Source organism: Kitasatospora sp. NPDC001660 (assembly GCF_053596725.1).
On record NZ_JBSFGU010000012.1, the window covers coordinates 191,636 to 203,229 of the forward strand.

Genomic DNA, 11,594 nt, shown 5'->3' on the forward strand with positions numbered 1-11,594 from the left:
CCGGTGCCCCCGTCAGGCGCTGTAGAGAGCGGCGCGCAGGGTGTCGGTGGCCAGCGTGATGGCCGCCTCGGCCGCGCAGGTCCCGCGCAGGGCGTCGAGCACCACGAAGTCGTGGATGGCACCCGTGAACCGCACGGAGACCACGGGGACACCGGCCGCGCGGAGTTTGCCCGCGTAGGCCTCGCCCTCGTCGCGCAGGACATCGGCCTCGGCGGTGACGATCAGAGCCGGGGGCAGCCCGGCGAGCTGCTCCGTGGAGGCGCGCAGCGGGGACGCGGTGATCCGGGCGCGCTCGGCCTCGTCGGTCGTGTACTGGTCCCAGCACCACCGCATGCCGTCGCGGCGCAGGAAGTAGCCGGTGGCGAACTGGTGGTAGGAGACGGTGTCGAAGGCGGCGTCGGTCACCGGGGAGAACAACAGCTGGTGCACCAGCGGGACATCACCGCGCTCCTTGGCCATCAGCGTCAGCGCGATGGCCATGTTCCCGCCGGCCGAGTCACCGGCGACCGCGATCCGCGTGCCGTCCATCCCCTTCGCCGCGCCCTGCCGCACGACCCACTGGGCGACGGCGTAGTTCTGCTCGATGGCGACCGGGTAGCGGGCCTCGGGCGAGAGAGCGTACTCGGGGAACACCACGGCGGCCTCGACACCGACGGCCAGTTCACGGACCAGACGGTCGTGTGTCCGGGCACCGTCGAACACCCATCCCGCACCGTGCAGGTAGAGGATGACGGGGAGGGTGCCCTCGGTACAGGCGGGCTTCACGATCCGCACGCGAACGCTGCCGGTCGGACCGCCCGGTACGGTGATCCACTCCTCCTCGATCACGGCCTTGGCGATCCCGCAGCCCTGCATCTCCTCGACGGCCTTGCGCCCTTCCGCCGGGGGCAGCTCGAACAGGTGGGGCGGGCGGGCGGTGGCTTCCGCGAAGGCGGCTGCCGCCGGTTCGAGCACCGGTTGGACCGGCACGACGGCACCGGACATGTGGGTTCTCCCATGCTGTACGTGAGATGTCGGTGGGGCCGGCGTGACGGCGTCGGACCCTCAGGAAGGCATCGGGGGCGTACGTTGTTGCCACGCTATGCCGCCGGACGCAGGGGACTGTGCCAGGAGTGCACACGACCGTCCCCACAGCGCAAGAGCCGACTGAGGCCATGCCAGGACGGCCGAGAGCGCCGGGAGTCGACCCCTCTGTGTTCGCACGATGTCCTGCGGAGGCCCGCGCGCCCCTCGGAGACGGCGTTCCCGGCCAGCCGGACGTCCGTAGCCCTGTACCCGCCGCGACCAAGCGTGATCACGACAGGGCCTGCCATTCGCTGGGGCTCATGCCGTATTCTTCCCGGAAAATGCGGCTGAAGTGCGACGCGCTGACGAAGCCCCAACGGTTCGCCACTGCCGAGACAGCGATCCTGCGGTTCGGTGTGCGCCTCAGGTCGTGCCTGCAGGATTCCAGCCGGCGCTGCCGCAGCCACTGACCCACCGTGATGCCCTCGTGCTGGAAAATCTTGTGCAGGTAGCGGACCGATATGTGGTTGGCGCGGGCGATCGAATACGGCGACAGGTCCGGATCCGTCAGGTGATTCTCGATGTAGTCCTGGATCCGCGCGATCAGTTCGCCATGGGCAACCGTCGAAAGGTCTTCTCGCTCCGTCTGGAGAAGTTCCATGACAAGGACGACGAGCAGATCCACGGTGGTGCGGGTGAGCCGGTGGATGGTCTCCGGACTGTGATCCTGCACCCCGGTGGTGAGCTCGGCCAGACAACTCGACACCAGTGCACCCAAGCCGCCATCGCCTCCCGAGATCATTCCCGTGAGGCGATCGCAGTCCGCTTCCGACAGCTCCAGAAGGCGACGGGGCAGACGAAGGACAGTGACCCGGCCGTCATCGGCGAACCTCGGGGTGCGAGACCGGCCCGGATTGCAGAAAACGAGGTCGCCCGCCTTCAAGGGGATCTCGTCACCATCGCTGGTGATCATCACCGAATCGTCGACCGTCAGTGCCAGATGGAAGAACTCCTCATCCCTCAGGGGCATCGGGGAGACGGCCTGGATATGCCAGGACATCGTCGTCATCGATTTTCTCCCGTCGAATCGCGACCCGGAAAGCAGCAGGACCCGCACGTCCATCGCGCGGTCGAGGCCGACACCCGCCTCGACGGCTCGGTCGCGAGCAGGTGCGACGGCGGGCAAGGCCTGCGGCCGTTCCCGGCATCAGGACACGCCGCCGCAGGCGGCCTCGTGCACCTCACTGTGGCAGGGAGCCTTATGCACAGGCATGCGTCACATGACCGTCGACACGACTACGCACCCGGCCGTCCGGCAGGCGCGACCCACTACGGCGGCTGGCACGACGCCGTCGTGGTCCTTCGCGGGCGCCGACGGCGGGGTCGCGCCAGGTCGCCGTCGCGCGGGGTGCGTTTCCGGTCCGCAGTCGGGAGGCGTCCTCGGCGAAGGTGGTGTCGCGGACGTCGTGCAGCGCCTCGATCTTCCAGTGGTTCCGGATCAGTTGCGCGAGCTGGGCCGGAGTGGTCTGCTCGGCGGTGTGGCTGGTCGGCCCGCACGGGGCACTCGGCCGTGAGTTCCGCGGGTTCCGTGAACGCAGGCTACCCATCGGAGTGACGGCCATGGAAGGCCTAGATGAAGATGATTATCACCGCTACTCTGTCCTCGCTCCCTACTTGACGGTGAGCGGACAGGCTTCGCCGCGGATCGGCGGCGAGCGGGCTGAGGGGCGGTCACCTTGGTGGAGACGAGTCTCGGCAGCGCCCGGCACGTCCCAGCGGCACCGGCGGAAGCCCCGCCCCGCTGGAGGCCCGCGCTGCTGATCGGGGTACTGGCGGCGGCCGGGACAGCGGTCGCCTTGGTGCGGGTGTGGGACGCGGGCGGTGTGCAGACCTGGCGGACGGTCATGGTCGCCATCGTGGTGCAGGGCGTGCCGTTCCTGGTGCTGGGCACCGTGGTGTCAGCGGCGATCGGGGCGTTCGTCCCGGAACGGGTGTTCACCCGGGTACTGCCGCGCAACCCGGCGTTGGCCGTACCGGTGGCCGGAGTGGCCGGAGCCGTCCTGCCGGGCTGCGAGTGCGCGTCGGTCCCGGTGGCCGGCAGTCTGATCAGACGCGGGGTGGCCCCGGCCGCAGCCCTGGCGTTCCTGCTCTCCGCGCCCGCCGTCAACCCGGTGGTGCTGGTCGCCACCGCGATCGCCTTCCCCGGCAGGCCGGAGATGGTGCTGGGCCGGCTGGTGGCCTCGCTGCTCACGGCCGTCGTGATGGGCTGGCTCTGGGTGGCGTTCGGCCGACCCGAGTGGCTGCGGCTGCCGAAGGGCCCTTCCGGTCACGGCAAGGGCGTGCGCAACCCGCTGGAGGAGTTCCGGCGCGGGCTCCAGCACGACTTCCTGAGCGCCGGCGGCTTCCTGGTGGTCGGCGCCGCGGCTGCCGCCACGTTCAACGTGCTCGTCCCGCCGTCGGTACTGCGGATCTTCTCCGACCAACCTTGGCTGGGCGTACCGGCGTTGGCCTGTCTCGCCGTGGTGCTGGCGGTCTGCTCCGAGGCGGACGCCTTCGTCGCCGCCTCGCTCACCGGCTTCTCCCCCAGCGCCAGGCTGGCCTTCATGGTCGTCGGCCCGATGGTCGACCTCAAACTCATCGCCCTCCAGTCGGGCGCCTTCGGGCGCGCGTTCGCCGCCCGCTTCTCCTCCGCGACCTTCGTGGTCGCCGTCGTCGCCAGCATCGTGATCGGAGGGGTCCTGCTGTGAAGACCACCGTCCGGGGCCTCGCCCCGTCGCTGCTCGTCGCCCTGGTCGGCGCGGCCCTGCTGCGGATCACCGTCGGCAGCGACGTGTTCCTGCAGTACGTCAAGGAGGGCCTGCGCCTCCCGCTGATCGCCTCCGGGCTCGTTCTGGTCGGGCTCGGGATCGCAGGCGTCGTACGCCAGCTGACGGAACGGCGCCGGAAGCCGGTGATGCGCTTCGGCCGCGACACCGAGGGCAATGCCGTCTGGCACCGGCCCGCCGACCACGATGACCACGATCACGATCACAATCACGGGCACGGCCCGCGGGTGGCCTGGCTGCTGGCCGTCCCCGCCGTCCTACTGCTCTGCCTCGCTCCTCCCCCGCTCGGCTCGTTCAGCGCGAACCGGGACGGCACGGACGCCGTCGTCGAGCAGACCGACTACAGCCCGCTGGCCGCGCCGCCGGCCCCGAGCGCGTCCGGCGCCGCCGATCCCTGGGCCGGCGTGATCACTCCGATGTCGCTCACTGAGTTCATCGGCCGCAGCCACACCCCGGAGCGGAGTCTGGAGGGCCGCAAGGTCCGGCTCACCGGCTTCGTCTCCCCCGGCGCGCAGCCCGGCGAGTGGTACCTCAACCGGCTGGTCGTCAGCTGCTGCGCGGCGGACGCCCGCCGCCTGCGCGTCCTGGTGCACACCGACGATCCGGCCCCCGCCACCGACAGCTGGGTGGACCTCACCGGCACCTGGAAGCCAACCCCGGACGCCCCCGATTCCGCCGCGCCGCGCATCGACGTCTCCGAACAGCACGCCGTCCCCCAGCCCCGCGCCCCGTACCGGGACACGCCCCCCTCGGACCGGTAGCCGCCACCCGGCGCCAGCCCCGGCAGACGACCAGTGCGCACGGCCGTCCGCCGGGTCGCATCGTCACCGGGCCATGCTGTCCGGCAGTGGCCACGCCTCGACCCGCCCCTCGTAGTCGGCGATCACCAGGGTGCGTGGGTCGGCCCAGGCCAGAGCGGTGACCGGTTCGGGCAGTTCCCGCATCCAGGTGGGCTTGACTCGGGTGCCGGGGCGGCCGGAGTCGGCGCGCCAGAAGGCGGCGGTGCCCTCGGCGCCCGCGCTGGCGAGGACGGCTGAGCTGCCGGGACGCCAGGCGAGCGCGGCCCGCAGTGGGTCCTCGACCAGCTCCGCAAACGCACTGTCGAACGGCTCGAACCAGGCCGCTGGCCGCTGGTCGCAGGTCGCCGATGCCGAACTGCCGGTTGACGTCGCCGTCGGGATGCTCGATGCCATCGAACCGAGGGCTGTAAAGCATCAGGACATCGGAGTCCTGGAAGAGCAGGTCCTTGCAGGCATCGAAGACGTAGTCGTCCCCGTGTACTGGGAGCTTACGATGCAGGCTGCCCTCATTGTCGTCGACGTCGTCGAGGTAGCTGGGTGCTTCGCCGAGAGCCAGGTGGAGGGCGAGTTCTTCGGCGGTGCAGGTCGGTTCGGGCCAGTGGCCGTGTTCGAGGTCGTCCACCCCGGGCCCCGGCCCCACTCGCCAGCCCCGCGGCCGCCGATCAGGCGACCGGACGACCGATCCCGCCGACCGCCGACCGCCGAGTGCGCATTCGGCCAGCCAGTCGCCCGTTAGTGACACGCTCGTAGCGGCTCGGGGCAGATGAGCATCGCGCACTGTCCGTGACAGGAGGGCTTCCCACCGCGATCGAGGCGCCATGACCACGCCGCAGGGACTTCCTATACTGCCTGTATGACCGGTCAGAGGCGGTCCGCACCGCAAGCCCGGAATCGGATCGTGCCGTCCGACTACGTGAACCTCATGCCGTTCGCGATCATCCTGCTGACGGCTCTACTCGACTTGATCACTCCACTGGATCTGCAGTTCGACCGACTCCTGTCGGCCGCACCCGCGCTGGCCGCCTGCGCGTGGTCGGTCAGGGGGACCCTTGCCATCGGGCTGCTCAGCCTGGTGACGAATGTCGGCCTGGCGGCCGCCCAGGGGCTGCTCGAACGCCCCGGGCACCTCTTCACCGTGGCGGCGATAGCGGCGGTCACGCTGGCTGCCGCCGTCGCCAGCGGCGCCCGTCAGAAGCGGGAACGCACCCTCGCCGACGTCCGCTCGGTGGCCGAGACCGCCCAGCGGGTGCTGCTGCGCCCCGTCCCGCACCGCCTCGGCCAGGTCAGCATCGACACCTTCTACATGGCCGCCGCAGCGGAAGCCCAGATCGGCGGCGACCTGTACGAGGCAGTGCGCACGGCCCACGGTGTTCGGCTGCTCATCGGTGACGTACGCGGCAAGGGCCTGCACGCCGTGGAGGCGGCCGCGGTCATGCTCGGCGCCTTCCGAGAGGCCGCGCACGACGAACCCGACCTCCCCCACCTGGCACGACGGGTGGAGACCAGCATGAGTCGCGCCGCGGCCCAGATGCCGGGCGGCGACGTCGCGGAGCGTTTCGTCACCGCCGTGTTCGTCGAGGTCCCCGACGACGAACCCACCGTCCGGCTCGTCAACTGCGGGCATCCGCCACCGCTGCTCCTCCACGACGGACAGGTATGCGAGCTGGAACCGTCCGCCCCTTCACCCCCCATCAACCTGGGGATGCTCGTGGACGACGACTACCACGTGGACGTGGTCCCCTTCACCGCCGGGGACCAACTGATCCTCTACACCGACGGCGTGACCGAGACCCGCGACTCCAGTGGGAGCTTCTACCCACTCACCGAACGTGTCCGCCCCTGGATCGCGGCCGCTCCCGGCGAGCTCCTCGACCGACTCCGCCAGGACCTCGTCGTTTACAGTGACGGCGCCCTGCACGACGACATCGCAGCGCTCGCCGCACGACGCCTCCCGGAGGCGGCCGGAACGGCGGAGCGCGTCGGTGGTCACGTGACGGTTCGCCCGATGGCGTGACGGGCGCACGGGGGTGACGCCCACCAGGGCCACCGCCCCCGAACGCAGGTTCTGGCGCAACGCACCGCCGAACAAGGCGATCGCGGCTGCCGCCGGCCGCGACGGAATCCGCGGTCGCGACACCGTGACCACGCAACCGCAGCAGTCCCCCGCTCTGAGGAGAGCGAGCCGCGCGCGACATAGGCTATTGCGACCCACTGTGGCCACAGGTGCAGCTAAGCCGGGGCTCAGTAGGCGATTCGTTGAGTGTCGGGGTGCCATTCGACGAGCAGGATGGTGGCGTCGTCACCGAGGTCGCTGCCTTGGTATTCGAGGATCGCGTGGATGAGCAGCCGCAGCACCTCGGAAGGCTGCTGGCCGGCCGCGGAGGAGCGGATGATGAAGTCCGTGAACCGGTCGCAGCCGAACGACTTGCCGTCCTCGCCACAGGCTTCGGTGACACCGTCGGTGTAGAGCAGCACCCGGTCGCCGGGTTCCAGCGTCGTCTCGTGCACCACGCGGTGGGTGGACCCGAGCCGGAACGGCAGGCCCATCGGCGGCCGAGGGGGGCTTTCCAGGGCGTGCTCCAGCACCCGGTCGTTGCGGATCAGCAGGGGCGGCGGGTGACCGCAGTTGCACCACTGCAGCATGCCGGTGTCCACGTCCAGCCGGCAGTGGGGCGGTTACCGCTGACAGATCCGCGACCTGTTCACCGGTCAGGCAGCGCTCCACGATCGCCTGTCGTCAGCCCCGTCGCGTCCGCACGTCTGCGGACTTTCATTGGGCGACAAGTCCACAAGTGATCGGATTTGATCGCAACAGCTCCCACAGGGCAGGCTCGGTATCGCACAGTGGCGGATCCGCCACGGTCCGGCACGGAGGGAGCCGCATGTCCGGGACCGAGAACAGCAAACCGACTGCACATGTCGTTGTCGGGTACACCCCGCAGGACGGTTTCGTCGCCGTCCAACTCAATCCGCCCCCAGCGGAATACGTGTGGCACGACCGGCGGGCCGAGCACCACCGGGAACGGTTCGGGCCGGGCAATGGCTACCAGCAGTGGCTCGCCGTCGACGCCGCCACCGGTGCCGTCTGGTTCGGGGACACCGACTGGCGAACCCAGGACGAGGATGCCGCCCCCTGGCTTCCGGGGCACCGCCGGGCCGCGGCCGGCGATGGCGCTCTGCCTTCCCCGGCCGTGTTCGCGCTCCTGCTCACCCACCGCACCGTCGACGAGCAGGGCGCCGATACCTGGCGCTTCTTCAGCACCGAGGAGCTCTACACACTGGTCCGACGGATCCTGCCCATGGTCCAGCGGGTGATCGGCTCGCTGCATCGTGTGGGCCCGGCCGGGGATCTGGAGTGGTCCGCCGAGGCTGCCACGGCCTGGACCGATCTCGAACAGGCCTGCCTCTACACGCTCGATGCGACGGGCACGGTGGCCTGGTCCGAACCCCGCATGAGCCCGGTTCCCGGATGGCGGGTCGAAGTGGCGGACTTCCTCGCCCGGAATCCGGAGCTGTGCGATCCGGCTTGGGCGACGGCTACCGACGCCGAGCTGGACGCCTACGCCACTTACGAACCCGATTCCGGTTACGGCGGCGTTCCGGGACGTATGTGCACTCCGGCGGGCGTCCGGATCGAGGAGGGCTACACCTTCTACGGTCACCGTGCGGCTCTGTACGCCTACCGCGCGGCCGCCTGCGGCGACCGCGCCCCGGTCGAAGCCGGGCTCTGGCTGCGGACCAGCGATGCCGGACGGAGCAGTTGGGAGGGCGCGAAGGTCGTGGGAGCGAGTCTCGCCGACGCCACTGACTGCGTGTTGGACCACCTCGCCGAGACGTTCCGCAGCGCTGCGGCCGACGACGGTGTGGTCCTCACCGGCCTGGCGGCCTACCTGCGGCAACAGCGGGCCGAGGAAAGGGCGGCGGTCGACGACACGCTTGCCGCCACCGGGGAGGAGCTGAAGCGCTTGGAGGAGTTGCTCAAGGAGGTCCGCCTGGTCCGGAACACCGTCCTGACCCGGGTCCTCAGCTGGACCGACGGGCGGGACGACGAGGTGATCGCCCGTCTCGCGGCGATGTCCCCCGTCGCCGTGGCCGAGTGGCGGGAGCGGCTCACCGCCGACCGGAGTGTCCGACCGGAGGGGTGAGAGGCTGCCCGGAGGGTCGGCCCGCAGGCGGGCCTGCGACGTTCGGGTCCGAACTCGTCGAGGCGTTGCCCCCGCCTCATGAGAGGGCGGCCAGCGCCTGCGCGGCGAGCATCCGTTCCAGGGCCAGGAGGGCGCGCGGGGCGTGCCGGGTGTCGATGCGGACCGTGTAGATGAAGCGCGTCAGCTCCGGGTCGGCGAGGGGGCGCGCCACGACCTGGGTGCTACCCGGGGGGAGGGCCAGCCGCGGCATGACGGCGACGCACAGGCCGGCGGACACGAAGCCGAGCACGGTGTTGAAGTCGTCGCCGTCGTATTCCAGGCGGGCCTGGAAGCCCGGTGTCTTGGCCATCTGAGCGAGCAGTTCCAGGCGCAACGCGGCCTCCGGAGCCGCTATCCAGGTCTCGGCCGCGAGGCCGGCCAGGTCAATGACGTCCCGGTGGGCGAGGTGGTGGTCGGCCGGGACCACCGCCACGACCGGGTCCCGTGCGACCAGGGTTCGGCGCAGCCCCCGGGGCGGTGGCATCGGGATGAAGTCATAGTCGTAACTGAGGGCCAGGTCCATGTCTCCCCGCTTGAGCCGGCCGTAGCCGGCTTCGGGCTCCACTTGGGAGAGGCTGACCTGCACATCCGGATAGGTCGTGTGAAGCTCTGCCAGCGCCTGCGGGACGATGCCGGCGGCGGCGGAGGCGAAGGCGCCGAGCCTGATCCGTCCGGCTGTGCCCGCACGCATGGCGTCGAGTTCCACGGACGCCGCCGCCAGTGCGCTTCGGACGCGCTGTTCGGCGTCGAGGAGGACCATGCCGGCCGGGGTGGCGCGTACGGGGCGGCGCTCGATCAGGATGAGGCCGGCGCGGCGTTCGAGTTCGGCGATCTGTTGCGAGACGGCGGGCGCGCTGTAGCCCAGCTCGCGTGCGGCGGCGTTGAAGGAGCGGTGGCGGACCACGGCTTCGAGGGTGGCGAGCAACCGGGGGTCGAGTTTCTGCACGGAGTTAAGGCTCACTTATCTGTCGCGAAGATGTCTTTTCTTGTGCTTAAGCATGAACGGCAGCAGGATTCTTGCTCGCGGCCCGGATGCGCAAGCCTCCACCCCCGGGTCCGCGACCCACCACCTCCCTCGTCGGGCGCGTTCGTGCGTCCGCGGGGCCGTGCACCCCCTCTTCCGCAGCCTCCTGACCCCGCGTCCGTCGGGCGGGTGGGCTGCGGAGGAGACGGCCGTCGACGATCGACTCCCGCCCCTGAAAGGAAGTGGTATGCCCAAGCCGCTCATCGGACTGACCACCTACCTCGCCGACGCTCAGTGGGGGGAGTGGGAGCTGCCCGCCGCACTGCTGCCCGCGGCGTACATCAGCTGTCTCCGGGCGGCGGGCGGCCGCGTGGTCCTGCTGCCGCCGGACGCGCCGGAAGCCGCGGCCGATGTCGTCGCGCGCCTGGACGCGATCGTCCTGACCAGCGGCGAGGACGTGGATCCCGCGCTGTACGGGGCACGGCCGCATCCGTGCACGGGACCGCCGGTCCGCGAGCGCGACCAGTGGGAGTGGGCCGTGCTGGCCGAGGCTCTCGCGCGTGACATGCCGGTGCTCGGAGTGTGCCGGGGAATGCAGTTGATGAACGTGCATGCCGGCGGAACCCTGATCCAGCACCTCCCCGAAACGGTGGGTCACCACGGGCACAACCTGCACGGCGGCCACTTCTCCCCCCATGCCGTCACCACGGTGCCGGGGACGCGGATCGGCGCGCTCCTTCCGGGGACCCGCCAGGTCGCCACGCACCATCATCAGGCGGTGGACTCCCTCGGGGCCGGTTTGATCGTGGGCGCCCGCACGGCGGACGGCACCATCGAGGCGGTCGAGAGCACCCGGCACCGCTTCGCGGTCGGCGTGCAGTGGCACCCCGAAATGGCTTTCGATTCGGCCGTGGTGCACGCCCTGGTGGCCGCCGCCAGGTCGGCTCCGAACCCCGCTCCGGGTCGCATCGCCGAGAGCAAGGTGCGCATCCGGCGGAGTACACCGGAGGTCACCCCGTCGACCCCGATGTCTTGACACCGCTGTGCTCCGACCTCGGCGACTACGCGGCCAGCGACCTCCTGGAAGTGCGCCGGCACGTCGAGATCCCGGTCGCGGGAGACCGACACCACCGCGTGGGTCGCCCTGGACACCGTGTTCCACCTGGCGGTGGCCGAGGCCTCCGGCAACCCGGTGTTCCGCCGGGTGATCGAGGAGATCCGTGACGCACTGGCGCGTCAGTCGACCCTCCTCAACGAACTCGGCGGCCGGCGCGAGCAGTCCAACTGCGAGCACCGGGCGATCGTCGAGGCCCTGATCGACGGTTCCGAGCCCGACGCCGTCGAGGCGATGTCCCACCACCTCCACCGCGTGGAGGCCACCCTCACCGACATCGTGCGCCCCAGCGCGCGGACACCTCAAGAGAAGGCAGAGCCGAGGCGTGAGCGAGCAGTTCCTCAAGGACGAGAAGCGCCCCACGACCCGTCACGTCGACGCCGGCGACACCGGCTACAGCAAGTCCCTGAAAGCCCGGCACGTCAACATGATCGCCATCGGCGGTGCCATCGGCACCGGGCTGTTCCTCGGCGCGGGCGGACGGCTCGCCGATGCCGGGCCCTCCCTGTTCGTCGCGTACGCCGTCTGCGGCGTCTTCGCCTTCCTCGTCGTGCGCGCGCTCGGCGAGCTGGTCCTGTACCGCCCTTCCTCCGGCGCCTTCGTGTCCTACGCCCGGGAGTTCCTGGGGGAGAAGGGCGCGTACACCGCGGGCTGGATGTACTTCCTCAACTGGGCGACCACCGGCATCGCCGACATCACCGC

11 protein-coding genes and 2 pseudogenes are annotated in these 11,594 nt (G+C 70.6%); 8 read left to right on the forward strand and 5 right to left on the reverse strand.

Annotation, left to right across the window (positions count from 1 at the left end; translation table 11 throughout):
* Window positions 1-12 precede the first annotated feature (12 nt).
* Both ACWCXH_RS16270 and ACWCXH_RS16275 read right to left on the reverse strand, forming a co-directional pair.
* Window positions 13-984: an alpha/beta hydrolase gene (locus ACWCXH_RS16270; RefSeq protein WP_449802086.1), complete on the reverse strand. Its 972-nt coding sequence runs from the start codon at window positions 982-984 to the stop codon at window positions 13-15.
* A 310-nt stretch (window positions 985-1,294) separates the two neighbouring features.
* On the reverse strand, window positions 1,295-2,191 hold the full coding sequence (locus ACWCXH_RS16275; protein ID WP_449802087.1) for a helix-turn-helix transcriptional regulator: 897 nt from the start codon (window positions 2,189-2,191) through the stop codon (window positions 1,295-1,297).
* A 550-nt stretch (window positions 2,192-2,741) separates the two neighbouring features.
* Here ACWCXH_RS16275 and ACWCXH_RS16280 point away from each other — a divergent pair.
* A complete protein-coding gene (locus ACWCXH_RS16280) occupies window positions 2,742-3,752 on the forward strand; it encodes a permease (protein ID WP_449802088.1) in 1,011 nt (336 codons plus the stop codon).
* Entirely contained in the window at window positions 3,749-4,591 is an 843-nt protein-coding gene (locus ACWCXH_RS16285; protein ID WP_449802089.1) for a TIGR03943 family putative permease subunit, read from the forward strand. Before ACWCXH_RS16280 ends, ACWCXH_RS16285 begins: the two co-directional genes overlap by 4 nt.
* Window positions 4,592-4,654: 63 nt before the next feature.
* Here the strand turns inward: ACWCXH_RS16285 and ACWCXH_RS16290 are convergent, their stop codons facing one another.
* The gene (locus ACWCXH_RS16290) at window positions 4,655-5,023 is read right to left on the reverse strand and encodes a hypothetical protein (protein ID WP_449802090.1); all 369 of its coding nucleotides are present in this window, start codon (window positions 5,021-5,023) and stop codon (window positions 4,655-4,657) included.
* Between ACWCXH_RS16290 and ACWCXH_RS16295 the strand changes: the two genes are divergently transcribed.
* Both ACWCXH_RS16295 and ACWCXH_RS16300 read left to right on the forward strand, forming a co-directional pair.
* Window positions 5,010-5,366, forward strand: coding sequence for a hypothetical protein (locus ACWCXH_RS16295; protein WP_449802091.1), 357 nt, complete (start codon window positions 5,010-5,012; stop codon window positions 5,364-5,366). The genes ACWCXH_RS16290 and ACWCXH_RS16295 overlap by 14 nt on opposite strands.
* A gap of 117 nt (window positions 5,367-5,483) precedes the next feature.
* Entirely contained in the window at window positions 5,484-6,644 is a 1,161-nt protein-coding gene (locus ACWCXH_RS16300; protein ID WP_449802092.1) for a PP2C family protein-serine/threonine phosphatase, read from the forward strand.
* A gap of 227 nt (window positions 6,645-6,871) precedes the next feature.
* Here ACWCXH_RS16300 and ACWCXH_RS16305 read toward each other — a convergent pair.
* Window positions 6,872-7,297: pseudogene (locus tag ACWCXH_RS16305) on the reverse strand (PP2C family protein-serine/threonine phosphatase); the annotation flags it as partial.
* Between the two features lie 215 nt (window positions 7,298-7,512).
* On the opposite strand from ACWCXH_RS16305, the gene ACWCXH_RS16310 reads away from it, so the two are divergent.
* Complete coding sequence (locus ACWCXH_RS16310; protein WP_449802093.1) at window positions 7,513-8,775, forward strand: hypothetical protein; 1,263 nt, start codon at window positions 7,513-7,515, stop codon at window positions 8,773-8,775.
* A 76-nt stretch (window positions 8,776-8,851) separates the two neighbouring features.
* On the opposite strand, the gene ACWCXH_RS16315 is transcribed toward ACWCXH_RS16310, so the two are convergent.
* Entirely contained in the window at window positions 8,852-9,760 is a 909-nt protein-coding gene (locus ACWCXH_RS16315) for a LysR family transcriptional regulator (RefSeq protein ID WP_449802094.1), read from the reverse strand.
* Between the two features lie 265 nt (window positions 9,761-10,025).
* Between ACWCXH_RS16315 and ACWCXH_RS16320 the strand changes: the two genes are divergently transcribed.
* From ACWCXH_RS16320 to ACWCXH_RS16330, 3 genes and pseudogenes are all read left to right on the forward strand, one after another.
* Window positions 10,026-10,814: a gamma-glutamyl-gamma-aminobutyrate hydrolase family protein gene (locus ACWCXH_RS16320; protein WP_449802095.1), complete on the forward strand. Its 789-nt coding sequence runs from the start codon at window positions 10,026-10,028 to the stop codon at window positions 10,812-10,814.
* Between the two features lie 20 nt (window positions 10,815-10,834).
* A pseudogene (locus ACWCXH_RS16325) lies at window positions 10,835-11,213 on the forward strand (FadR/GntR family transcriptional regulator); the annotation flags it as partial.
* A 4-nt stretch (window positions 11,214-11,217) separates the two neighbouring features.
* A partial coding sequence (locus tag ACWCXH_RS16330; RefSeq protein ID WP_449802096.1) for an amino acid permease occupies window positions 11,218-11,594 on the forward strand: 377 nt, incomplete at its 3' end.